The organism is Pantoea sp. PNT03, assembly GCF_014852515.1.
Classification (GTDB): domain Bacteria; phylum Pseudomonadota; class Gammaproteobacteria; order Enterobacterales; family Enterobacteriaceae; genus Pantoea; species Pantoea leporis.
On sequence record NZ_JACVBT010000005.1, the window covers coordinates 394,220 to 418,982 of the forward strand.

Annotated in this window: 23 protein-coding genes; 5 read left to right on the forward strand and 18 right to left on the reverse strand. The window is 57.4% G+C overall.

Annotated features, from left to right (window positions below; translation table 11 throughout):
* Positions 1-98: 98 nt before the first annotated feature.
* Positions 99-1,103, reverse strand: a complete 1,005-nt coding sequence (locus IB226_RS19145) for a phosphotransferase enzyme family protein (protein WP_192236726.1) — start codon at positions 1,101-1,103, stop codon at positions 99-101.
* 259 nt (positions 1,104-1,362) lie between these two features.
* Between IB226_RS19145 and eat the strand changes: the two genes are divergently transcribed.
* Positions 1,363-2,727, forward strand: a complete 1,365-nt coding sequence (eat, locus tag IB226_RS19150) for an ethanolamine permease (RefSeq protein WP_061717487.1) — start codon at positions 1,363-1,365, stop codon at positions 2,725-2,727.
* A gap of 421 nt (positions 2,728-3,148) precedes the next feature.
* Here eat and mak read toward each other — a convergent pair whose 3' ends face one another.
* Positions 3,149-4,060: a fructokinase gene (gene mak, locus IB226_RS19155; RefSeq protein WP_110867766.1), complete on the reverse strand. Its 912-nt coding sequence runs from the start codon at positions 4,058-4,060 to the stop codon at positions 3,149-3,151.
* Between the two features lie 145 nt (positions 4,061-4,205).
* On the opposite strand from mak, the gene rdgC reads away from it, so the two are divergent.
* Positions 4,206-5,117: a recombination-associated protein RdgC gene (gene rdgC, locus IB226_RS19160; RefSeq protein ID WP_008106069.1), complete on the forward strand. Its 912-nt coding sequence runs from the start codon at positions 4,206-4,208 to the stop codon at positions 5,115-5,117.
* Positions 5,118-5,244: 127 nt separating this feature from the next.
* Here rdgC and ppnP read toward each other — a convergent pair whose 3' ends face one another.
* From ppnP to aroL, 7 genes are all read right to left on the reverse strand, one after another.
* Positions 5,245-5,529, reverse strand: a complete 285-nt coding sequence (gene ppnP, locus IB226_RS19165; protein ID WP_101762466.1) for a pyrimidine/purine nucleoside phosphorylase — start codon at positions 5,527-5,529, stop codon at positions 5,245-5,247.
* Positions 5,530-5,633: 104 nt separating this feature from the next.
* Positions 5,634-6,311: an AroM family protein gene (locus tag IB226_RS19170; protein WP_192236782.1), complete on the reverse strand. Its 678-nt coding sequence runs from the start codon at positions 6,309-6,311 to the stop codon at positions 5,634-5,636.
* A 2-nt stretch (positions 6,312-6,313) separates the two neighbouring features.
* Positions 6,314-7,246, reverse strand: a complete 933-nt coding sequence (locus tag IB226_RS19175) for a DUF1177 domain-containing protein (protein WP_110867768.1) — start codon at positions 7,244-7,246, stop codon at positions 6,314-6,316.
* Between the two features lie 15 nt (positions 7,247-7,261).
* Positions 7,262-8,821: an OPT/YSL family transporter gene (locus IB226_RS19180; protein ID WP_110867769.1), complete on the reverse strand. Its 1,560-nt coding sequence runs from the start codon at positions 8,819-8,821 to the stop codon at positions 7,262-7,264.
* Positions 8,822-9,010: 189 nt separating this feature from the next.
* On the reverse strand, positions 9,011-9,763 hold the full coding sequence (locus IB226_RS19185; RefSeq protein WP_192236727.1) for an IclR family transcriptional regulator: 753 nt from the start codon (positions 9,761-9,763) through the stop codon (positions 9,011-9,013).
* Between the two features lie 356 nt (positions 9,764-10,119).
* A complete protein-coding gene (locus tag IB226_RS19190; protein WP_192236728.1) occupies positions 10,120-10,311 on the reverse strand; it encodes a YaiA family protein in 192 nt (63 codons plus the stop codon).
* 108 nt (positions 10,312-10,419) lie between these two features.
* Positions 10,420-10,944 carry a shikimate kinase AroL gene (gene aroL, locus IB226_RS19195; protein WP_110867770.1) on the reverse strand — a complete coding sequence of 175 codons (525 nt, stop codon included), beginning with the start codon at positions 10,942-10,944 and terminating at the stop codon, positions 10,420-10,422.
* Positions 10,945-11,227: 283 nt separating this feature from the next.
* On the opposite strand from aroL, the gene IB226_RS19200 reads away from it, so the two are divergent.
* Positions 11,228-11,920: a DUF2076 domain-containing protein gene (locus IB226_RS19200; RefSeq protein WP_101762473.1), complete on the forward strand. Its 693-nt coding sequence runs from the start codon at positions 11,228-11,230 to the stop codon at positions 11,918-11,920.
* On the opposite strand, the gene IB226_RS19205 is transcribed toward IB226_RS19200, so the two are convergent.
* Complete coding sequence (locus IB226_RS19205; protein ID WP_008106050.1) at positions 11,921-12,364, reverse strand: YaiI/YqxD family protein; 444 nt, start codon at positions 12,362-12,364, stop codon at positions 11,921-11,923. It lies immediately after the preceding gene.
* 147 nt (positions 12,365-12,511) lie between these two features.
* On the opposite strand from IB226_RS19205, the gene proC reads away from it, so the two are divergent.
* Positions 12,512-13,324: a pyrroline-5-carboxylate reductase gene (gene proC, locus IB226_RS19210; protein ID WP_064740399.1), complete on the forward strand. Its 813-nt coding sequence runs from the start codon at positions 12,512-12,514 to the stop codon at positions 13,322-13,324.
* 153 nt (positions 13,325-13,477) lie between these two features.
* Here proC and IB226_RS19215 read toward each other — a convergent pair whose 3' ends face one another.
* The 7 genes from IB226_RS19215 to IB226_RS19245 form a co-directional block, all read right to left on the reverse strand.
* A complete protein-coding gene (locus IB226_RS19215) occupies positions 13,478-15,007 on the reverse strand; it encodes an FAD-dependent oxidoreductase (RefSeq protein WP_192236729.1) in 1,530 nt (509 codons plus the stop codon).
* 125 nt (positions 15,008-15,132) lie between these two features.
* Positions 15,133-16,302: an N-acetylglucosamine-6-phosphate deacetylase gene (locus IB226_RS19220; RefSeq protein ID WP_192236730.1), complete on the reverse strand. Its 1,170-nt coding sequence runs from the start codon at positions 16,300-16,302 to the stop codon at positions 15,133-15,135.
* Positions 16,295-17,068 carry a glucosamine-6-phosphate deaminase gene (locus IB226_RS19225; protein WP_192236731.1) on the reverse strand — a complete coding sequence of 258 codons (774 nt, stop codon included), beginning with the start codon at positions 17,066-17,068 and terminating at the stop codon, positions 16,295-16,297. Before IB226_RS19225 ends, IB226_RS19220 begins: the two co-directional genes overlap by 8 nt.
* A gap of 1 nt (position 17,069) precedes the next feature.
* Complete coding sequence (locus tag IB226_RS19230; RefSeq protein ID WP_192236732.1) at positions 17,070-18,593, reverse strand: sodium:solute symporter family protein; 1,524 nt, start codon at positions 18,591-18,593, stop codon at positions 17,070-17,072.
* A gap of 288 nt (positions 18,594-18,881) precedes the next feature.
* Positions 18,882-19,184, reverse strand: coding sequence for a PsiF family protein (locus IB226_RS19235; protein ID WP_101762479.1), 303 nt, complete (start codon positions 19,182-19,184; stop codon positions 18,882-18,884).
* Between the two features lie 102 nt (positions 19,185-19,286).
* A complete protein-coding gene (gene iraP / locus IB226_RS19240; RefSeq protein ID WP_101762480.1) occupies positions 19,287-19,541 on the reverse strand; it encodes an anti-adapter protein IraP in 255 nt (84 codons plus the stop codon).
* Between the two features lie 313 nt (positions 19,542-19,854).
* A complete protein-coding gene (locus IB226_RS19245) occupies positions 19,855-19,998 on the reverse strand; it encodes a hypothetical protein (RefSeq protein ID WP_192236733.1) in 144 nt (47 codons plus the stop codon).
* 253 nt (positions 19,999-20,251) lie between these two features.
* Here IB226_RS19245 and IB226_RS19250 point away from each other — a divergent pair, with 253 nt between their 5' ends.
* The gene (locus IB226_RS19250) at positions 20,252-23,332 is read left to right on the forward strand and encodes a beta-galactosidase (protein ID WP_192236734.1); all 3,081 of its coding nucleotides are present in this window, start codon (positions 20,252-20,254) and stop codon (positions 23,330-23,332) included.
* On the opposite strand, the gene IB226_RS19255 is transcribed toward IB226_RS19250, so the two are convergent.
* Positions 23,271-24,575 (reverse strand): multidrug efflux MFS transporter, encoded by a 1,305-nt coding sequence (locus IB226_RS19255; protein ID WP_192236735.1) that lies wholly within the window; start codon positions 24,573-24,575, stop codon positions 23,271-23,273. The two genes, IB226_RS19250 and IB226_RS19255, sit on opposite strands and share 62 nt — an antisense overlap.
* Positions 24,576-24,763: the final 188 nt, after the last annotated feature.

Below are 24,763 nucleotides of genomic sequence, written 5' to 3' on the forward strand. Positions count from 1 at the left end.
CGTACCAGGCGAATGATTTGCGGATTTTGTCGCAGGGTCGCCATGAATGGCGACCTTTGCTGCGCCGCGACAGCGCAAAGCTGCTCACTGCTGGTGCATCAAACGCCAACCGGCAGCTGATTGGTTTCCAGATAACGTCGGCAGAGGCGCACCGAGTGATCGGCCCAGCGCGGCCCAAGGCTCAGTGCCATTTCCGTTTCCGCGTGTGATCCCATCCACGCGGTCATCTGAATGCGGCGCTGGATCAGCAGCGTCGGCACCAGCGCCATCTCGTCATCACTGATGTGCGCCACTTTTTCGTAACCGAGGATCCAGTTATCCACCCATTCGGCGGCGCGCGGATGGTGCTCAACAAAACTGATCGCCGCCGCCAGATCGTGCAGATACCAGCCGAGTCCGCAGTCATCAAAGTCGATCACCCGCGTTTCGCCTTTATGCAGCAGCAGGTTGGTCAGACGCAGATCGGCGTGGATCAAACCATAACGATCCGCCCCTTTGCCAAAGCCCTGCAGCTCCTGCCCGACGCGCGCTACCGCTTCGGCGACGATGCCGTGATCGGCCGGATTGAGGTTCGGCGCATCCTGCCAGCGTCCCCAATGGCTATGATCGCTGACCATAGTGTGATGATCCCAGATGATGCGCTGGAAACCGGCCGGTTTCTGCCAGCTGCGGCTGTGCTGGTGCAAGCGCGCGGTGATGTGACCCAGCTGCTGAAACGCTTTGGGATCGACATCGGTGGTGGGCATGTCACCCTCAATCCAGTGGAACAACACGGCGTAGCGCTCGTCGCCGTTTGCCATCAGCAGCGTCAGCACGGTCTCACCCTCACTGGCCGGGATCGCCTGCGGCACCATGATGCCAATGTCACGCAGCGCATCCAGCCACAGCAGCTCGCTCTGAATGTCCGCTTTGCTGTGATAGTTAGGACGATGCAGACGCAGCGCGTAGCGTTTGCCCGCCGCCTGCAACAGGAAGGTGGCATTTTCCGAGCGGCACAGCAGCTTGAGTTCGCCGCGCAGTGCCGCGGGATAACGGGCCAGCGCCTGATGCGCCAGCAGGGTGATTTCAGTATCAGTTAAGGTATCGGACTGTTCGGCACTCATTCATCAATCTCCAGCATCAAGCAAGTGGTATCAGCATGGGATGACGTCGTCCTGACTGCTTGACCGCAGACAACCCAAAGTTGACCGCAGCGTGCATCTGGCACTTTTCTTGCCTTAGAGTTGACCGTGGAGGACAAAACTCACTGCGCCCGCGTCAAGTTTTCCCGCGTCCGGCAGCGGCATTATCACTTCACTGTAGCGCAAAGATAAAAAAGCGCGGTGAAGCTGCCGCACCAACAATGACGACGGGGAGAAGATGATGACGAATAAGCTCAAACCCACGCTGGGCACCCTGCATTTGTGGGGCATTGCGGTTGGACTGGTGATTTCCGGGGAATATTTTGGCTGGAGTTACGGCTGGGGCGTGGCGGGCACGCTAGGGTTTCTGATCACCACCGCGATGATCGCCACCATGTATACCTGCTTCATTTTCAGCTTTACCGAACTGACCACCGCGATTCCGCATGCGGGCGGTCCGTTTGCTTATAGCCGCCGCGCGTTCGGTGAAACCGGCGGCTTGATCGCGGGCCTCGCCACGCTGATTGAGTTCGTGTTCGCACCGCCGGCGATCGCCATGGCGATTGGCGCTTACCTCAACGTGCAATATCCCGATCTCAATCCGAAAACCGCCGCGGTCGGCGCCTATATCGTCTTCATGACGCTGAACATTCTCGGCGTTAAGCTGGCGGCGATGTTCGAATTGGTGGTCACCGTGCTGGCGGTTCTGGAGCTGCTGGTGTTTATGGGCGTGGTGTCGCCGGGCTTCAGCATCGCCAACTTTGCCGCTAACGGCTGGGCGGGCAGCGATCACTTCGGCATGCCGGCGATGTCTGGCATCTTTGCCGCGATTCCGTTCGCCATCTGGTTCTTCCTGGCGATTGAAGGCGCGGCGATGGCGGCCGAAGAGGCCAAAGATCCCAAACGCACCATTCCCAAAGCCTATATCACCGGCATTCTGACGCTGGTGGTGTTGGCGATTGGCGTGATGCTGCTGGCCGGTGGCGCTGGCGACTGGCGCAAGCTGTCGGACATCAACGATCCGCTGCCGCAGGCAATGAAGATGATTGTCGGTGAAAATTCCAACTGGATGCACATGCTGGTGTGGATCGGTCTGTTTGGCCTGATTGCCAGCTTCCACGGCATTATTCTCGGCTATTCGCGCCAGTTCTTCGCCCTCGCCCGCGCCGGTTATCTGCCGCAAAGTCTGGCGAAGCTGTCACGCTTTCAGACGCCGCACCGCGCGATTATCGCCGGCGGTTTGATTGGCATCGCCGCGATCTACAGCGATGGTTTCATTAATCTGCAAGGCATGACGCTGACCGCTGCGATGATCACCATGGCGGTGTTCGGCGCGATTGTGATGTATCTGATGAGTATGCTGAGCCTGTTCAAACTGCGTCGCACTGCGCCAGAGATGGAACGCAGCTTCCGTGCGCCTGGCTATCCGATTGTGCCGGGCATTGCGCTGGTGCTGTCGCTGGTGTGTCTGGTGGCGATGCTGTGGTTTAACCCGGTGATTGGCGGCCTGTTTGTGGCGATTATGGCGGTGGGATATGTCTACTTCCTGGCGACGAAAGCCCAGCGTGATAACGCGCCGCAGGATTCGATGTTAGTGGGTGAATGAGTGGGTTAGTGCTGGCTGTCCCCCATCCCGGCCTTCCCCCGCAAGCGGGGGAAGGAGACGCTGCCACATGCAGCTTCCTCACTGACATGTGGCAGCATCTTCCTCCCCCACTGATGGAGGTGTGCACGCTGTCCCCCATCCCGGCCTTCCCCCGCAAGCGGGGGAAGGAGATGCTGCCACATGCAGCATCCAAACTCACATATTGCAGCATCTTCCTCCCCCATTGATGGAAGTGTGCACGCTGTCCCCCATCCCGGCCTTCCCCCGCAAGCGGGGGAAGGAGACGCTGCCACATGCAGCATCCAAACTCACATATAGCAGCATCTTCCTCCCCCATTTATGGGGGAGGACCGAGGAGGGGGAAAGCGAGCACAAACCGAGAAGGGGGAAAGCGAGCACCAACCGAGGTGCGTGCCAGAAACTACCCTTTCAACGGCCACAACCACGCCGCCCCGCGCACGCCGCTCGAATCGCCATGTACCGCCTTCAGCACTGGCGTTTCACACTCGCGGCCAAACACCCACTGCTTCATCAGCGCCGGCACGGTTTGGTACAGGCGATCGTTGTTACTCATGCCGCCGCCCAACACAATCACATCGGGATCCAGCAGATTCACTACCTGCGCCAGCGATTTCGCCAGACGCATTTCGTAGCGATTCATCGCCAGTTCCGCCACCGGATCCTGCTGCTCAATCAGCTTGATGATCTCCGCGCCTTTCAGCGCTTTACCGCTCAGACGCTGATAATCGATAGCGAAGCCGGTACCCGATACAAAGGTCTCAATGCAGCCCTGCAAGCCACAGTAACAGGGCACTTCCGCGCGATGGCGCAATTCATCCTCATCCATCCACGGCAGCGGATTGTGGCCCCACTCACCAGCATTGCCGTTACCGCCAATGCGCGACTCACCGCCAATCGCTACGCCCGCGCCCGATCCGGTGCCGATAATCACCGCAAACACCAGCGGCTGACCCGCGCCCGCGCCATCTACCGCTTCGGAAACCGCCAGACAATTCGCGTCGTTGGCAATACGCACGTCACGATTCAGCGCCTGCGCTAAATCCTTATCCAGCGGCTGACCGTTCAGCCAGGTGGAGTTGGCATTCTTCACCCGTTGCGTGTAGGGCGAAATCGTGCCGGGAATGCCGATGCCGACCGTGCCCTGCTGGCCGGTTTTCTCCTCCGCCAGCAGCACTAAATCGACAATCGCCTGAACCGTGGCAGCGTAGTCGTCACGCGGCGTGTTAACGCGATGACGGAACAGTTCCTGACCCTGATCAGACAGTGCAATCACTTCAATTTTGGTCCCGCCTAAATCAATCCCGATGCGCACGATTTATTCCTCATTATTCGTTCTGGTGACCAATACAGTAGAAGGCTGAATCGGGAAAGGCAATGAAACCAATCCGATGTTTCGCTATCATGCGCGCTGACTTTGAGACTTGTGCGCCCGATCGCACCCACGGTAAGGAATCCCGATGTTGTGGTTTAAAAATATGATGGTTTATCGTCTGAATCGTGACATTCCGCTGTCCGCAGACGATCTGGAAAAACAGCTCGACGCCTTTACCTTTTCGCCATGCGGCAGCCAGGATATGGCGAAAACCGGCTGGGTTTCACCGATGGGCAACCGCAGCGAAGCGCTGACGCACGAAATCAACGGTCAGATGGTGATTTGTGCACGCACCGAGCAGAAGATTCTGCCGTCGCCGGTGGTGAAGCAGGCGCTGGAAGCCAAAATCGACAAGCTGGAAGCAGAACAGAGCCGCAAGCTGAAGAAGACCGAGAAAGATTCGCTGAAAGATGAAGTGCTGCACAGCTTGCTGCCACGCGCGTTTAGCCGTTTCAGCCAGACGTATATGTGGATCGACACCGTTAACAATCTGATCATCGTCGACTGTGCCAGCGCCAAAAAAGCCGAAGACACGCTGGCGCTGCTGCGTAAAAGCCTCGGTTCGCTGCCGGTGGTACCGCTGACGCTGGAGAATCCGATCGAGCTGACGCTGACCGAATGGGTGCGCTCAGGTGAGCTGCCAGCCGGTTTTGCCCTGATGGATGAAGCCGAGCTGAAAGCCATGCTGGAAGATGGCGGCGTGATCCGCTGTAAGAAGCAGGATCTGATTTCCGACGAAATCGCTACACACATTGAAGCCGGCAAAGTGGTCACTAAGCTAGCGCTTGACTGGCAGGAACGCATTCAGTTCGTTATCGCCGATGATGCTTCAGTGAAGCGTTTGAAGTTCAGCGACACGCTGCGTGAGCAGAATGATGACATCGACCGCGATGATTTCGCCCAGCGTTTCGATGCCGATTTCATTCTGATGACCAGCGAACTGGCCGCACTGATCAGCAATCTGGTCGAAGCGTTAGGCGGCGAAGCGAAGCGTTAATCCTCTCGATCCTGGTCGCCATTAAGGGTGACCCTACGACAAACCAGCAGGATTTTCGTGGGGTGAGCAATAAAAAAACCTGCGCTTCAACAGAAGTCGCAGGTTTAAGATGTTCTAAAGCTTGAGTTTAGAGGTAGCGGCACAGATAAGAAGAAGGCTCTGCCACCTGCAGATGGAATTCGCTTTGGCCTGGCACGTTGAAGCTGGTGCCGGCTTCGTACCATTTCCACTCGGTTTCGCCCGGCAGCAGCACTTTCAGCGCGCCGCTCACCACCGTCATCTCTTCCGGTTGATTGGTGCCGAAGGTGTATTCACCTTCCGCCATCACGCCAACGCTGGCACGGCCAATGGTCACGCTGTCGAAACCAATGGATTTCACTTTTCCGTCGAAATACTCACTTGTATTGAGCATATTACTTCCTCACAGCACATTATCGTGACTGGCAGATTACTAAGGAACTCGCTGATCTGTCACGCGAATTAGCGCCACAGATCGCAACTTGTGATCTCCCTGCGTTAGACGATCAATTCTGCCGCCAGCTTGGCCACCAGCACGTTCGACAGCAGTACCGGAATGCCCAGCATTTTCTGCAGGAAATCGCGGTGCTGCTGTTGATAGCCGATGCAATCCAGCACCACCACATCCGCGCCCTGCTCCTGCAGCGACAATCCCGCTTCCACCAAATCGGCCTGCTCCGCCAGATACGGGCTGGCAACGGCAAAACACGGCGGAGTGATCAGATTGCGCCACTTGTTGGCCTGCTCGGCAATCTGCTCTTCCACCGGCACCACAATCCCGACTTTATGATCTTGCACAATCGCGCATACCAGCGGTGGGATGATGCGATCGGGCTCCAGCAGCAAAGCGGATTGGGTTTTCAGCGCGCCAAACTCGCCGGTGCACAGCAGCAAAATGGTGTCATAGCCCTGCTGCTCCAGCGCGTTGATCTTACATTGCAGTCCCTGCTCCACTCTTGCTACGGACAGGCGTACCTGCTCGCCGCTGGTCATGCGTGACACCAGCACTTTGTCGCCCGGTGCAGGCGCATACTGCTGCTCGACTTCGGCCAGCGTCAGGCCGTCGAGTAAACCGGCATGCGCCACCTGATCGGCGGGCAGATGTTCCAGCAGCAGCGGCAGAATGTCGCTGCGCGGTGATTGACCAATCGTCAGTGTGACCAGGGAGATGTTCATCATCAGGCTTTCCGGGTACGCAGATGGCTGAGACTACCATACAAAGAGAGCAGCAGAGCGTACTCTTGCGGGTCGTAGAAGTGACAGGTTTCACGCCCGAACTCTTTCGCCACTTCCACCGCAAACTTCACCGCTAAGGCGATATCCACTTCGTGGCTCGCGCCGGTACCGCAGCCCGGCACCACCGATTCGGCACAGATCGCCACGCCGACCACCGGTACATCCGTCGCGGTGGAAGGTTGCAAAATACTGTTGAGGTGATAAACCCCGTTGCCGTATGGCGTGATGTCCTGCGTGGTGATCGGGAAGGTAACCGCCGGTTTGCCGCTGGTCATCTCCATGATGCGTAACAGATCTTCTGACACGCGCAGGATGTAGCCCTCTTTCACCGTCGGCGACAGCGCGTAGCCTTTATGATTGAGAATGCGGTTACCTTTGGTGGTATCGATCGACAGAATCGCATCAACGCCAGCGATCACTTCGTTGTCATTCATGGTGATGTCGTCGCACGGCGAATCCATGAAATCGACTGGCTCGTGCGGACGGGTTGGCGCATCCGGGCAGATGTGGGTGGTGATAATCACATCACCGGCCAGCACGTCGCCTTTGGTCTGCATCTGCGCCAGCTTCAAGGCACTGCTCACCGCCGCGACGGCGCCATCGGCATCCGATACCATACCAATGCGCGTTGGACGCGCACCAATACCGCCGAGACGGCCAATGATGCCGAGTGTTGGCGCACTGCCGCCGTTGCTTTTGCCCTGCGCACCGGGGATATCGATGCGGACGAAATCGGTCCGCCCTTTTGGCCCGCTAACGCGTTTCGTGCTGGCGGTGACGCCCGGATAGGCCGCGAACAGATCGACCACCTGTTGGCCATCAATGTAAGCGCTATCGAGTAACTCAAAGACCTGCAGTGTCTGCTGTAAACTCATCATCAATTTCCTGGATTATTTTTTGCTGCCGCTGGCAAAAAGTGAATGGAAGAAGCTGTAGAGCGCGTCGCCCGCGATAAATCCGGCGGCCATCACCTCCATCGGTGAACGTCCACGCTCGCCCCACACGCGCAGGATGATAATGCGCAGCGCGATGCCCACCATCACCGCCCAACCTGCCGCGGCGTTGTTGATTAACAAGCCGGTCGCCAGCAGGACGCCAAGCTGACGTTTCGGTCCGCCGATCAACTGAATAATCGCGCCCGGAATCGCCCACATCAGCAGGTTGCCGGCAATCCCCGGTTCGGCACCGGCCTGAATGGTTTTGGCATAGACGCGCGCCACCGGCGGCAGCAGATTCTCGGCAAAGAAAATGGTGTGCGCGTACCACACCACGGGAATACAGATCACAAAGGCAATCATCGCGGCGATCAGCTGGATACGGCGGCCCCACAGCTCTTGCTGCACATCGGCGCCGTTACCGCGCAGGATAAAGCCGGCTTTCAGGTCATAACCCATATCGGCAAACGCCGGACCGGTAGCGGCGGTAAAGCCACACAGCAGGCACAAGGCCAACGGCGGGAAGCCGAGCAGAATACCGAGAATCAGGGTGATCAGGGCCACCGCAAAGGCCGGGAACCAGCCAGAGTGCATGGCGGCGATACCAACAATCAATTCATGCACGAAGGCAGCAAAGGCGGCGTAAAGGATAAACAGCACCAGCATCGGCAGGCCCATCTGACTCCACAAGCCGCCCGCCAGCGCCAGCAGCGTGGAGATGACGATGTAACCGACGGTGCCGAAACCCAGCGAACGTTTGACTTCGCTGTCGCTACGGCTGACGTTGACCTGATCATTGCGGCGGCTACGAATCACCTGCACCACCTGAATCAACGCTACCAAACCGGCACCGACCATCACACCGTGCGGAATATAGAGTGCGTTGATATCAATGCCAGCAACCGGTTGCGCGTAGGCTCGCAGCAGGAAACCCATACCTAGCATGCTGAGCGCCCAGATATTACCGATAAACGCGGTGCCAAATGCCGACATCGGGATCTTCAGCATCGAACCCACGATGCCGCCAACAATCCCCACCACCAGCAGCCAAGCCTGACGACCGCCTTTGTCACCGGCTTTGATCGCTTCGGCTGCCGCCACGCCCGGCGGCCACGCATTGCTGGCCGGGAAGACGCGGGTATCAAATAGACGATAGAGTAAATAAGCATCGAGCAGCATCGCCGCGCTGACGCCGACAAACAGTGGCAACACCAGCTGCGGCTCGCCCAGCGCCCACGGCACCGCGATCGGCATCAACAGGCTGTTGGCCGCACCGAAGGTGGCAGAGGAGATGGCGGTTTGCGCGAGGTTTTGTACTTCAATGGAGCGATAGCGACGAAACCATTGCAGTGGAATACGCGCCAGCAGCATGGCAAACAGCGCGCCGATAATAGAGGTATTGGGTGTTACCCCAATGGTGGTAATAAGCTGAACCCCAATGATAGCGCCGGCAACGGACAGCAGAACCAGCATTAAGGCAACGCCAACGCTTTTTATTGGATTATTTTGACGCATGAGATCCCCGTATTTTCACCCTGTAGAAAACGCTTTAATTCGAAGTGCCCGACACGCGGGACATCAACGTTTTTATATTAATCGTTCCCTGATTATTGAAATAAGCAGGTCCGAAGACCTGCTATTTCCCTGGTGTGGCGCGAATAAACGCCTTCAAAACTAAAATAGGGTTTCCTGTTTTGGACAGGATTATGCGCCGTATTTTTCGGCCATCAGTGCAGCCGTTGCGCGTAGTTCGCTGAGCAGCCTCTCCGGATATCCGGGCGCCGCTTCTTGCGATAAAAACGAGAGACAGAGCGCGGCACTTTCACCGCGATGTTTATTGGTTACCGCGACCGCCAGCGAACTGATGCCCGGCAGCGTCTCATTGCGCGCCAGTGCCCAGCCTTGCTGGCGAATTACCTCTAACTCTTTGCATAACGCATCGACGCTCAGCGGCGAGTTCATCGAAGCCGCCTGCCAGTTGCTGGCAAATCGGTCGCGAACCTCGTCATCACTGAGCTGCGCCAGCAGCACGCGTCCGGTCGAAGTGCCGGTCAATGAAACGCGCGTGCCCGGCGGCGTCACCAACTGGGTGAAGAAGCGGCCATGATACATGCGCATCACCAACACATCGTCGCCATCCAGCACCGAGATATAACCCATGCAACCGCTGCTGGCCGCCAGGCGCGCCATCGGCGCCGACGCGCTATCCACCAGCGGCGTCGACAGATAGTGACCCGCCACCGACAGCAGCACGCGACCAATCTGGAAGCAGCGACTTTCAGTGTCACGCTCAAGTAAGCCTTCACTTTCCATGGTCGCTAACAGGCGCGAGACCGTGCTTTTCGGCATGCCTAACGCATCCACCACCTCGGTAAAGGTCAAGCCGGGATGGCCCTGCGTCACGCCAAAGCGCTGAAACAGCTTCAGTACAGCGGAGGCATTTTCGAGTGTGGTCATGGCGTCGGTTTCACTATATGGAACACAGTTCCTCTTTCAATAACCAGAAAGTAAAGCGCGACGCTTTGACGGTCAAGCGCAAATTTTAAGCCGGACGTTTCTGAGGGAATTTAAGGCAGAATAAAATACGGCGTGAAGTGGGAAATAAATGATGTAATCAGGTGAGTTAAATATTCCGCAGGAAAGTGTGTAACTTTTTTGGAATATGGCAGTTTTTCGGCTGAGATTCTTTACCCTAAATAATTCAAGTTGCAGGGAGGCGGCAAATGGGTGAAACCCAGGAGCTTACTTAGGTAAGTGACTGGGGTGAACACATGCAGCCAACGCACCTGCAGCTTGAAATATGACGGGTAAACTTAATCTTTATCAGCGTCTTCGTAGCGCTCTTTGGCATCTTGCGCTTCGGTTTCGCTTTTGTGTTCGCTTATTAATGTATCGGGTTTGGGATGGTCGGCACGTAATTCATACCAGGTGACGGTTTGATCCGCCGAACCTTTTTCAACGGCGACAATACGCGCGACGCGCGGATAGGGTGGTTTCGTTGGCATTGTTTTCCCTCTTCTATCAGTTGTCCACAGACAGCGGTGATCCTCTGCCTAACGCTAAGTATAGACAACTGAGGATCGCTGCAAAAAAACAGAGAGAAATCTGAGGGTTTAGCTGGCGCGCGCTAAAGAGAGCGATTGCAGAATTTGCTCTACTACGCGATCGGGCGATTGCATCGCGTTGACTTCATGATGCGCGGTTTGGCGATACAAATGAGCACGCTCCCGCAAAATATCGCCCATCTCTTCGGCAATCGGGCGGCCGGTTAAGGTGGGACGCTGCGCTGCTTCCGGCTGATGTTCCAGACGATCGGCCAGCACGTCTGAAGGCGCGTTCAGCCAAATCACCTGGCCGTGTTCGCGCATAAAGCGACAATTCACTTCCGCCAGCACCATGCCGCCGCCGGTGGCGATGACCGTATTCGGAGCGGTGACCGCGCGCAGCGATTCCGTTTCGCGGGCGCGGAAGCTATCCCACCCTTCAGATGCCACAATCTCCGCCACGCTGCGTTGCGTAGTGAGTTGCAAATAGTGATCGGTATCGTTAAAGGCATAGCCCAGCGCTTGCGACAGCGCCTGGCCAACCGTGGTTTTACCGCAACCGCGTGCGCCGATCAGATAGATGGGTAATGACATCCAGGCTCATCCTCCGCCGTAATGTGCCGCACGGGCAACGTCATCAGGTCAATAATGCGTCGCATAATACCTGGATTTTATTTTATCAGCCACCCGCGAGGCACGATTTACGCGTATTTCAGTCACATCCTAAGCTAGTCGTTTGATTAAGCTGCAAAAAACAATGCATGAATCGTGCATCGGGCCAAATGTAACAGCGGCCAACATTTCCTTACCAGGCCGCTGATTTACTTTCTTCGGTCGCGCCCTCATATATGAGGCATACCTTAACGGAGGGTTCCCCATGCAAAGCGAAGAACAACAACTTATTGAAAACCTGTTCAGCCGACTGAAACAGGCTGAGACGCAAAGCGGCCCGCGTGATGCTGGCGCAGAGCAGTTAATCAAACAGCATTTACAGAATCAGCCCGGCGCGCCTTACTACATGTCACAGGCGATCCTGATTCAGGAAGCGGCGCTGAAAAAGCTTAATGCGCAGGTTACGGATCTGGAAAATCGTCTGGCGCAGGCGCAGCAGCAACAGGCACCGCAGCAGAGCAGCGGCGGTTTTCTCTCAAGCCTGTTTGGTGGCGGATCGCGCCCGGCGGCACAGCAGCAGCCAGCGTGGGGGAATCCACCGCCGCAGCCACAACAGCAATATGCGCCACCACAGCAGCAATCTGCTGCGCCGGCGGCACGCGGCACCGGCTTCCTCGGCGGCGCATTGCAGACGGCCGTTGGCGTGGCGGGCGGCGTGGTGATGGCGGATATGCTGACCAGCATGTTCCACCATTCGCAGCCGGAAGAGATCGTTAACATCATCAACGAACCGGCGCTGCCGCAGGTCGATAACAGCCTCGACACCTTTAACGGCAACGACAGCAACAATGCGTTCCTGAATGATAACTCGGGCTGGGATAACAACCTGGCGGACAACAATGATTTCGGTGACTTTGGCAGCGGCGGCGACTTTGACGACGATGATAGCTTCGTCTGATCAGCGCTGACGTAACCACTTATCCAGTTCATTGGCGAACAGTTGGCGGTCGCGTTGGCTTAAGGTCGACGGGCCGCCACTCTGAATCCCGCTGGCGCGCATCGTTTCCATAAAGTCACGCATGGTTAAGCGCTGACGAATGGTGTCTGTTGAATAACGCTCTCCGCGCGGATTCAGCGCCGCAGCGCCCTTCTCCAGTACTTCTGCCGCCAGCGGAATATCGCCGGTGATCACCAGCTCGCCGGGCTGCACCCGTTTCACAATCTCGTTATCCGCCACGTCAAACCCGGCAGCAACCTGCAGCGTTTTCAGCCACGGCGACGGCGGCACGCGCAGCGGTTGGTTGGCGACAAAGGTCACGGTAACTTTGGTGCGCTCAGCCGCGCGGTACAGCACTTCTTTGATGACATTGGGACAGGCATCGGCATCAACCCAAATCGACATGATGACTCCTTTTTCACAGACAATGAGGCTGATCTTGCCGTGCTACGGCAGAATGGCAACTGTTTTTGCTGGCCGCCCGCCTTGTTATTAATCCTCGCTGACGTAAGCTTACCCCCACAGAAAATGAACCACTTAGAGGATAAAGCGATGCTGGAGAAGAAAATCGGGTTTGTCGGCTGCGGCAATATGGCGAAAGCCATCATTAGCGGACTGGTCAACAGCGGGCAGATCGCCCCCGCCAATATCTGGGTGTTCGACCGTAAGCCCGCCACCAATCAGGCGATGGCGCAGCAATATGGCGTCACCGCCGCAGACAGCGTGGAAAGTCTGGCGCGCGAAGTGGATATCCTGTTTGGCGCGGTGAAACCCAATGTGATTCTCAAAGTACTGAAAGATCTTGCCGGCCAGCTGAAGAAAGATGTGCTGGTGGTCTCGATCGCCGCAGGCGTGACGCTGGATTCTCTGGCATCGGTGCTCGGCCACGATCGCAAAATCATCCGCGTGATGCCCAATACGCCATCACTGGTGAACGAAGGTATGACCTCGGTGACGCCAAACGTGCTGGTGGAAGCGCATGAAGTGGATGAAGTGGTGGGGATTTTCGAAAGCTTCGGCAAAGCGGCGGTGGTAAATGAATACCTGATTCACGCGGTGGTTGGCGTGAGCGGCTCAGCGCCAGCCTATGTGTTTATGTTTATCGAAGCGATGGCCGATGCGGCGGTGCTCGGCGGCATGCCGCGTGCGCAGGCATATCAGTTTGCGGCGCAGGCGGTCAAAGGTTCGGCGCAGATGGTGCTGGAAACCGGCAAGCATCCCGGCGAGCTGAAAGATATGGTGTGCTCGCCAGGCGGCACCACCATCGAAGCGGTGAAAGTGCTGGAAGAGAAAGGCTTCCGCGCCGCGGTGATTAATGCGATGCAGCAGTGTATGGCGAAGTCAGAGGCGTTGAGTAAGCAGTGATCGGTGCGCTTTGCCCCTCACGCTAACCCTCTCCCGCAAGCCGGAGAGGGAACGGATCGAGCATGTGGCGAACTCGCGCATGCGGGAGAGGGGTCCGATCGGGCATGTGGCTGCGTCTCCCTCTCCCTGTGGGAGAGGGCCGGGGTGAGGGCATCAGGCCGCTGCGTACGCCTCATACAGCGCAATACCCTGCGCCAGCGTCATGGGCTGCTGCATCTCCTGCACCAGCGCTGCTGTCAGCGTATATAACCCGGCAGAACACACCGCCGCAATCATCCCCTCCTGACAATAGAAAGCGATAAACTGCTTATTCTGCAGCGATCCCAGCAGCCGGTAATCGTCCCACTCTTCCGCATGCCCCAGATACTCATAGCGGGTACCGTAATGCGCGGTCCAGAAGAACGGCACGCGGTCATACAGGATCTTTTTCCCTAACATATTCAGCGCCGCGATGCGCCCTTGCTGGTGCGCAACGCGATAGTGCTCAATGCGTTGTGGGCCCTGCACTGACGGATAACTGGCGATATCACCGGCCACCCAGATGTTATCGGCCACGCGCAGCTGGCTGTCGGTAAGCAAGCTGCCATCTTCTTCCAGCGGCAGGTCGTGGATGAATGAGGTCGCCGGCACCACGCCCGTGCCAAACAGCACCAGGCTGGCATCGACTTTTTTGCCACTCTTCAGGCGCACGGCAGTGACTTTGCCCTCGCCTTCCAGCGCCACGGGATCGCCTTCGACAAACTTCACGCCGTTGCTGCGATGCAGATCGTAAAAGTGGCGGCCAATCTCTTCGCCAAACTGTTTAGCAAACGGCAGCGGATGGCGCGCAATCACCGTGACATCAACATCACGATTACGCAGCGAACCTGCCATCTCCATGCCGATAAAGCTGTTGCCGATAATCACCAGCTGCTCGGTTTTATCCACCTCTTTGAGTAACTCATCGGCCTGATTAAGCGATCGCAGCAGATGCACGCCGTCGAGATCTTTACCCGGTATATCGAGCGGTTGCGGCACGCCGCCGCTGGCAATGAGCAGTTGGTCAAACTTCACTTGCTGACCGCCTTTAAGGATCAGCGTTTGCTCAAGCGCTTTGAGCTGCTCGACATCGCCCTGAATCCGTTCCACCGTACCCAGCACATCCTGCTGCAGCAGCCTGGGTACATCCTCAATCGCCATTTTGCCGGACGGCACGAATTTGCTCAATGCGGTGCGATCGTAAGGTGCGGCCGATTCCCGCTCGATCAACACAATATGCCCTTTAAAACCTTCATCGCGCAGCGTCCAGATCGCCGCACTCCCCGCCGCGCCCGAACCGAGAATCACGCATACCGGTGACTCACCTTGTGCGGAGGGCGCACTGGCGGGTGACATCGCCTGCGGGCTGACCAGCACTTTGCCTTGTTCGATGCGCACCGGATAACGCTTGAGATTCGCCAGCGCCAGCGGCTCGCACATCTGCCCATCCTGCAGCTGAAACACCGCTTTGTGCCACGGACAGATCAGCTTGTCGCCACACACCGCGCCCTGCTCTAACGGCGCCCCGGCGTGCGGGCATTTGGCCTGAAACGCCTGCACCCGCTCATCGTCACGAATCAGTACCACATCGGTGTCGCCGACGGTAAATTTGGTGGGTTTGCGCTGTGCCAGCGACTTGAGTTCCACGACAGTTTGATAGCTCACGTTAGGCCTCCTTTCTTGTGGTTTTTGAGGTAATCAGCAAATCCCTACAAAGAGTAAGCCTGGCAAAGCATGGTGATTTGTCCGCATCGACAACGCGCTACGGTAGGTAAGTTATTGTTTATTCGCTAAAGATAATCTTCACCATCCCGCCACACGACAGCGCCTTGCTTCACACAGCCGCGTAAAGCCACGCCGCCGTCCGCCTGAGCAGCCAGCAGCAGCACATCGGCGGGTGCGCCGCAGGCCAAACCTTGTTGCTGCGGCAGATTGAGCTGCCGCGCCGGACGAACAGACGCCATCTCAATCGCCTGCGCCAGCGTCGCCAGCTGATGGCGCAGCAGGAAGTTCACGCCCTCCAGCAAACCACGCGCCGATCCCGCCAGCAGCTGCGGCGCATCGGCGATGCTCAGGCGTCCGCTAGCGCTAAGCTGCACGCGGCCGCCAATCGCAGTGTCGTAGATGCCCGGCGGCTGCCCAGCGAACGAGGTGACGTCACTGACCAGCAGCGCCTGCTCGCCTTTGGCACGCAGGAACACTTTCAACACGTCCGCCGGCAGGTGATCGCCATCGGCAATCAACGTGGCCGTCAGCGCATCTTCCGCCAGCTGCTGCCAGATGTAATTGGGATGACGCGGCAGTTGCAGATGCGCGCCGTTGCCGAGATGGGTGGAGAGCGTGGCGCCCGCGTCAACCGCCGCGTGAATTTGCGCTGGCGTGGCGGACGTATGCCCAATGGCGACGCGCACCTGCTGCGCCACACAATGTTTGATCAGCGCATCGCTGTGCGGCCATTCCGGCGACAGCGTGAGCAGGCGAATATGCTGCTGCGCGGCTTGCTGCCAGCTGTCGAACAGCGCAATATCCGGTGCGCGAATCGCCTCGCGCGGATGCGCACCGCGCGGCCCATCTTCAGGCGACAAAAAAGGTCCTTCCAGATGAAACCCCGGAACGGCGCGTGCCACGTCAGGATGATGCTGGCGGGCGCTGGCGAGTCGCTGCATCGCCTGCGCAATTTCCTCCGGCATGGCGGTGATCACCGTTGGCAGAAAGCTGGTGACGCCCTGCTGCCACAGCGCGCACGTGGCGTTTAGCACATCCTCTTCGCTAAAAGGAAAGTGGTTGAAATCGACGCCCTGAAAGCCGTTGACCTGCAGATCGACCAAGCCCGGCGCGAGGATGATCTCCTCTTCCAGTTTATTCAGCGCGCGCACATCACTGATGGTGCAGTGCTCAATCTCCAGCTCAATCGGTTGCAGCGTGCGGTAATCGCGACCGCGCAAAATGAGGTTAGTCAAAGGTCACCTCCGGGCAGGCATCGCTGTCGGTATAGAGCGTACAATCGGCATGCTGGCGCAGACACGTCGCCGGACACGCGGTGGAGATCGCATCCTCAAGCGTTGCGCGCACCGCCGCGCGTTTGCTCGCACCCGGCACCATGCAGAACAGCCGCGCACCGCTCATCAAGGCGGGAATCGTTAGCGTCACGGCATGCGTCGGTACCGCCTCGAAACTGGCGAAACAGCCATCGTTGACCTGCTGCTGGCGGCAGGCATTATCCAGCTGCACCACCTTAACGGAGAAAGGATCGTTGAAGTCGGCCACCGGCGGATCGTTGAAGGCTAAATGGCCGTTCTCGCCAATGCCAAGGCACACCGCATCAATTGACGCGGCATTAATTTTTGCCGCGTAATCCGCACAGATCGCGGCAGGATCGCCGCAAGAAGGAATCAAATGGACTTCGCCAGGCTGCACCCTATCAAACAGCTTCTGGCGTAAAAAGTGGCTGAAACGCTGCGGCGCATCCGTCTCCAGCCCGATGTACTCGTCCATATGGAAGGCGTGAATACGCGACCAGTCGATATCCCCAGCCGCAACCAGCGCGTCGAGAAACTCGTTTTGCGAGGGCGCGGCGGCAAACACCATGCGCACCACATGCTGTTCACTCAGCCGTTGACGCAGAAACGCGGCCACATCCTGCGCCGCAGCAGCACCTAATGCCGCGCGGCTGGCGAAGCGTTTGATCCGTAAGCGATCTCGGGTTCCCTGTTGTAAGAGCGTCATATTATCCCTCCTGAGAGACGTTGCTTTTGTGCGCCCAGCGCTGAGCGGCGGGCGCATCCTGATCCTGATTGAGTGCGTTCAGCAGCTGATCTACTTCCGGGCGCACCGGCGCGCGGCGTAACCAGCCCATCACCACAAACAGCACCAGCGAGGACATCACCGGCGCAGCCACCACGGTGTCGGTGCTGACATCGGTAAAGACAAATTTCACGCAGAAGAAAGTGCCGACGCCGATCGCCCAACTCACCAGCGCGGCGGCGCTACCGCTGCGACGAAATGCCGGCAGCAAACCCAGCAGCATGGGAATGGAGATCGGGCCGACTAAGCCGCCAAACCAGATGATCAGCAGCGACAGCACGCCGCCGAAGTGGCTGGCGTTCATGGCAATCACCAGCGTGGTGATAATGAAGATAAAAGCGGTGAGCCGCGCCACCAGCAGCGAGCTTTTACCGCGCTGAAAGTGTTTCGGCAGCATGCCGGGCAGGATATCGCGCGTCACCACCGCCGTAATGGCGTTGGCATCCGACGAGGTCATCGACAGCGTGTGAGTAAACATCGCCACCAGCACCAAACCCACTAGACCATTCGGCAGCAGCTCCATCGCCATCATCGAATAAGAGCGCGACGGATCGCTGAGATTGGGAAACAGCAGCGGCGCTGCCCACATCGGCCAGAACAGAATCAGCGGCCAGATGAGATAGAGCGCGGCGGAGAGGCGCGCCGCTTTGCGTGCATCGCGGCCGGCGGGCGCGGCAATAAAGCGCTGCGCCAGATTCCAGGTGCCGCCGTTGTAGCTCAGCGTGTAGATGACGAAATAGGCGAGAATAAAGCCGATGCTGTACGGCTCCTGAATAATCTGGGTATGGGTTGGCGGCAAACGCTGCCAGATGATGAACAGTTCAGCAAATCCGCCGAGATGCACCGCCACCGCGACCACCATCACAATCGCGGCCACAAATTGCACCACGAACTGGCCGAAGTCGTTGCAGGCATCCGCCCACAATCCGCCCATCACGGTGTAAAACAAACTCAGCGCGCCGGAAACGCAGATGCCAATCAGCGGATCGAGTCCGGTAAAGACGTTGATGATCACCGCAATTGCCGCCCACTTCGCGCCGACGTCAAAAGTTTTCAGCAGCACCCCGCTCCACGCCAGCACCATTTGCGTTGGCAAGTTGTAGCGCGTGGCGAGATATTCCATCGGCGATTCGATGTTCATATAGATGCGCAAGCGCGCCCAGCGCGGCGCAAACAGGCGTGAACCTATCAACACCGCAATCGCGATGGGAAACGCCCACCAAAAATAGATGGTGATGCCCATGTTGTAAGCCACCGCCGCATAGGCGACAAACACCGCCGCGCTGTATCCTGACATATGATGCGACACGCCCGACAGCCACCACGGCATTTTGCCGCCAGCCGCAAAGAAATCACGCGTGCTGCCCACCTTGCGCATCGCCCACAAGGTTATAGCCACAATCATCAGCGCATAAAGCGCCATCACAGCATAATCAAGCACATTCATAGCAGACTCCACAGGTAAAGGCTGCCCAACGAACGCTCTGGCTTCGCGGGGATTGAGCGGATGGAATAATTAGTCATCATTTAGGACTAAAGCATCCTGGCAGCGTTATCGGTGCGATTTTGTGATGAGGATCCTGATATGAGTTTTTCCTCTGACGTGATAAGTAAAATTGAATATGTCTGCGCCGCAGCTTACAGCAATAAAAAAAGGGTTCACGCTAAACATGAACCCTTATTCCTTTTCACGCATGAGTGATTTAAAAACGGCGACGATTTATCGCTAATTAAATCAGCTTTTCTTCAGGCACGAACTCATAAACGTTTTACGTGCATCGCCGGTGAGCTTTTTATCGCTCGCATCAGCATTACAGGTTTTCATCTTCATTTGTTGCGGCGTCATACTGCCTATTTTGCTGTCTTTTTTCAGACAGTCACTCATAAAGCTTTTACGCGCATCGCCTTTCAGATTTTGTGTACCGGCGCTCTGGTTACACTGGGTCATTTTTTCCTGCTGTGCGGTTTTCTCTGCCGCACTCGCTCCGCCTGCAATCAGCAAGCCTGCTGTCATTATTGCCAAAAGACACGATTTCATTACCGGATTCTCCGTAGCATTATTGCTCTCTAAGCATGGCACGGAATAAGCAAATACGAGAAATCGATAATAACAATTGCCTGCAAAAACAGGCGATAGCCATTATACGCGCGGATGATGCAGCAACTTCTCTACGTAATTACGCAGCATGGTGGTATCGGGCGTTTCAGCCGCGGGAGCGACGGGCGGCATGGCTAATTTAATAGCGGCCTCAATGTCGTGGAATTGATCGGGATTCAGTTTGCGCAGCATCGCGGTTAACACGATCTCTAATGCCTCAACCTGAGCCACTAATTCTTTAGACTCTTCTTCTTTTTCAGCCAGCTTTAGAAGGAGTTCCGCAATCAGGTTTTTCATGCGACAAGCTCAATGAGAGAAGAAAAACAGACGTTAGCATTGCGCTGAATAAAACAACAAGGATTTTTAAGCCGTTTTAGAGAAAAAACAGCCAAACGGCAGAATAAAAAAACCGGCTAGATTTCAACAGGTAATAGCGAAACGTTTCACTGGACGTTCAAAGATTTATTGAAACGTTTCGCTCACCTATGCCCTGAATAATTCGAGGTGCAGGAAGGCGGCAAGTGCAATCATCCTTAGGAGCTTACTTCACTAAGTGACTGAAGGTGAATGCACGCAGCCAACGCACCTGCAGCCTGAAGTATGACGGGTATTAATGCGGCCCCATAAAGCCGCGTCCCGGACCGCCGCCGCCATGACCGCCGCCCCAACCGCCGCCACCCGGAGGTGGGAAAATACAACCGCTCAACGCGGTGACCAATGCCACAACTGCGGCGATTTTAATCATACGGACCATAATTACCTCGGAATGGTGAAATCGGGCTGAGTGTATGAGGCCGCATCGGACACGACAATACAGAATTCTCCGCAACCCGGCGCTATTCATCTCTGCTCACCACGCTTAACAATTTACTGGCACTAAAGCGGCAAAAACATTGCACGGCTGGCATAGATTGCTGCCAACGCGCTGCGCAAAATCGTGGTTGAACGCTTTACAGCCGGTGCGATTTCACGCAATGTGAGCGCATTACAATAAATGAGATCCCATCATGAGCTTATCTGCTGTCTCCCTGAGTGAAATTCTGGCGCGCCGTGACTGGGAAAATCCGGTGATCACCAGCCTTAATCGACTGGATGCGCATCCGCCGTTTGCCAGCTGGCGCGACGAAATCAGCGCGCGCGATGACCGCCCTTCGCCTTCGCGCCAGCTATTGAACGGCCAATGGAGCTTCAGCTACTTCACGCAGCCGGAAGCGGTACCGCAAAGCTGGCTGCTGCAGGATTTGCCTGGCGCCGATGCGCTGCCGGTGCCCGCAAACTGGCAGCTGCACGGCTTTGACGCGCCAATTTATACCAACGTGCAGTATCCAATTCCGGTAACGCCACCTTTGGTGCCGCAACAGAATCCTACTGGATGCTACTCGCTCACATTCACAGTGGATGCTAGCTGGCTGCAACAGGGCCAAACGCGCATTATCTTCGACGGCGTAAATTCGGCCTTCTTCCTGTGGTGTAACGGCCAGTGGATCGGCTATTCGCAGGACAGCCGCCTGCCCGCTGAGTTTGATCTCACTCACGCTTTGCAGCCCGGCCAGAACCGCTTAGCCGTGATGGTGCTGCGCTGGTGCGATGGCAGCTATCTGGAAGATCAGGATATGTGGCGCATGAGCGGCATCTTCCGTGATGTCAGCTTGCTGCATAAGCCGGAAACGCAACTGGCCGATGTGCAGATTGAAACCGTGCTGAGCCCGGAATACCTGCGCGGCGATCTGCGTGTCAGCGTCAAGATCTACGCCGGCGATCGTCAGCCCGCGCAGTGCCGTCTGCGCGTCAGTTTGTGGCGCGGCGACAGCTGCATTGGTGAGCAGGAACAGGCACCCGGCAGCGCGATTATCGACGAGCGCGGACATTATCCCGAACGCGCCCTGCTGATCTTGCCGGTCAACCAGCCGCAACTGTGGAGCGCCGAAACGCCGCATCTCTATCGCGCGGTGGTGACGCTGATGGATGAAAACGGTGCCGTGCTCGAAGCCGAAGCTTACGACGTCGGTTTCCGCCGCGTCAGCATTGAACAGGGCCAATTGTGCCTCAACGGCAAGCCGCTGCTGATTCGTGGTGTGAACCGCCATGAACATCACCCGGAACACGGTCAGGTGGTGGATGAAGCCAGCATGCGCCGCGATATCGAGCTGATGAAGCGCCACAACTTCAACGCGGTACGCTGCGCGCACTATCCCAATCATCCGCTGTGGTATCGCCTGTGCGATCAATACGGTTTGTATGTGGTGGATGAGGCGAATATCGAAACGCACGGTATGCAGCCCATGAATCGCCTCTCCAGCGATCCGCGCTGGTTCGCCGCCTACAGCGAGCGCGTCACGCGCATGGTGCAGCGCGACCGCAATCATGCCTGCATTATTATCTGGTCGCTGGGCAACGAATCAGGTCACGGCAGCACGCACGATGCGCTCTATCACTGGGTGAAAAGCAGCGATCCGACGCGTCCGGTGCAGTACGAAGGCGGTGGCGCCAACACCGCCGCCACCGATATCGTCTGCCCGATGTACGCGCGCGTCGATCAGGATCAGCCTTTTCCGGCGGTGCCAAAGTGGTCGCTGAAAAAGTGGATTGGTTTGCCGGGCGAGACGCGGCCATTGATTCTGTGTGAATACGCCCACGCGATGGGCAACAGCTTTGGCGGTTTCGCGAAATACTGGCAAGCCTTCCGCCAGTTCCCGCGCTTGCAGGGCGGCTTCGTCTGGGATTGGGTCGATCAAAGCCTGACGCGCTACGACGAAAACGGTGAAGCCTGGCAAGCCTACGGCGGGGATTTTGGCGATACGCCGAACGATCGCCAGTTCTGCATGAACGGGCTGGTTTTTGCCGACCGCTCACCGCATCCGGCGCTGTTTGAAGCCCAGCGCGCGCAGCAGTACTTCCAGTTTCAGCGGGATGCTAACGAGCCGTCTCGCTTTACCGTCAGCAGCGAATATCTGTTCCGCCGCAGCGATAACGAAGTGCTGCGCTGGTCAATCGAGCAGGATGGCGTTGCCATCGCCAGCGGTGAACTGCCGCTCGATCTCGCCGCTCAAGGCAGCCAGACCTTTACGCTGCCCGCCAGTGAAGATTTGCAGGGCTACGCGTGGCTTAATCTGGCGGTGCATCAAATCAACGCCACGCCGTGGTCCGAAGCGGATGCGCGCGTCGCCTGGGATCAGTGGCCGCTGCCCGCTGCGCTGCCGGTGCGCGTTGTAGAGCTCGGTGCCACCGCGCCGGAACTGATTGCCAATCACGATCTGGTGGCGGTAGTAGTGCCGCAGCAGCGCTGGCACTTCTCGCGCCGCAGTGGCGAGCTGGTGCAATGGTTTGTCGATGATGAAGAAACGCTGCTCACGCCGCTGCAGGAGTGCTTTATTCGTGCGCCGATTGATAACGATATCGGCACCAGCGAAGCTGCCAATGTTGATCCCAATGCGTGGGTCGAGCGCTGGAAACGTGCGGGCTACGATGAGTTGCAAGCGGTGCTGGTGGATATGCAGGTCGATAGCCTGAAACACAGCGTGCTGATTGAAACCTGGCATCAGTGGCTGGCCAACGGTCAGCTGGCTTTCACCAGCCACAAACGCTATCAAATTAATGCTAACGGTGAGTTGTCCATTAGCGTCAATGTGGAACAGGCGCCCGGTCTGCCGGCGCCGGCACGCATCGGGCTGCGCTGCCAACTGGCGAAGTCGCCGCAGCAGGTGAGCTGGCTCGGTTTGGGCCCGCACGAGAACTATCCGGATCGCCAACTGGCGGCGCAGTTCTCGCGCTGGCAGCTGCCACTGGCAGCGCTCAGCACCGCGTATGTGTTCCCCGGTGAAAATGGTTTGCGCTGTGGCACGCGTCAGTTACATAGCAATGGCTTGCAGGTGAGCGGCGACTTCGCCTTTTCGCTCAGTCGCTTCAGCCTTGAACAGCTGCGTGCCACCTCGCATCGCCACTTATTGCAGCAAGAGGATGGGTGCTGGCTGCACCTCGATGGCTTCCACATGGGCGTCGGCGGTGATGATTCATGGAGCCCAAGCGTTAGCCCGGAGTTTTTGCTTTCTCAGCAGCGCTGGCACTACGCGCTGACGTTGCGTCAGTAGGTTTTTCTGCGGTTTCACGCTGGCTCAAAGGTGGAGTCAGCGTGGTTTTCGGCCGACGATAGAAGCGGCGCAGGAAGATCACGTTAACCATCACCACCATCGCCGTGGCGAAGAACACCCAGCGATAGCCGGTTGCCGCCGATACCGCCGCGCCCAGCAGCGGACCCGCCACGTTACCCAAGTACATAAACGATTGGTTGTAGCCGAAAATGCGCCCGGTGACGTTATCGCGTGAATGCCGCACCAGCAGCGTTTGCACCGCCGGCATCATGGCACCATCGGCAAACCCCAACAGGAAACGCAACACGCCCAACTGCGTCGCGCTGGTGACGAACGACATCGCCACCAGCAGCAATAATGAAACCATCATAGTGGCGAGCAGAATGCGTTGCGTGCCAATACGATCGCCGAGTTTACCCAGCCGTGGCGCGGAGATCAGCGCCGATACGCCCGGCAGCGCGGCGATCACCCCGCTGAGAAACGCGATGTTCTGCGCATTCGGTGCCAGCTCGCGCACGAACAGCGTCAGGATGGGGTTCACCGAGCCGTTGCACATCTGAATCACCATGGTGGTGAAGAACAGGCAGATCATTAAGCGCGGATTATCGAGGGTGAGAAACACGTCGCGCCCGCTCAGCTTGTCCTGCTTGCTAACCGGCGTATAACCGGTCTCTTTTATCAGAAATAAGGTGACGAGAAAGCTCACCATCAGCAGCACGGCGGTGACGATAAACACCATGCGTAAACCGAGCCAGTCCGCCAGCAAACCGCCAATCATCGGCCCGAGAATGACGCCGCTGATCTGCCCGGTGGAAACACAGCTGAGCGCCCAGCCGCTGCGCTCGCGCGGCACCTGCGCCGCCACCAGCGCCATCGCATTGGGAATGTAGCCGGACGTAAGGCCCATCAGCGCGCGCAGCAGCAACAGCTGCCACGCCTGAGTGACAAACGCCTGCAGCAGAATCACCGCGCCCATGCCGAAAGAGGCGCGCAGCAGCATTAGCTTGCGCCCTTTACGGTCAGCAAGGCTGCCCCACAACGGCGCGACGGCGGCAGAAACAATGAAGGTGACGCTGAAAGTGAGTCCAGACCAGACGCTGAGCGCGTTACCGCCACGAATCCCGAGTTCTTCCACATACAGCGGCAGGAAGGGAATGATCTGGCTGATAGCAAGGCCGGTAAAAAAGCAGCCAAACCAAACAGATATCAGATTAACTTTCCAGGACTCGATGGAGCGTAACATGGGCGTGGGCATCAGCAGAATGAAACGAGAGTTCAGTCTAACAATCTCATAACATTACCGGACGGCAAAACATGGCATGGGCGAAAAAACGCAGTTTTACACTGTCGAGCGTGATTTTGCTCACAGCAAATCATGTCTGAAAGCCGTTTTTTAGTGTCTTTATGTGCTGAAACCCTGCCTGCCGCAAG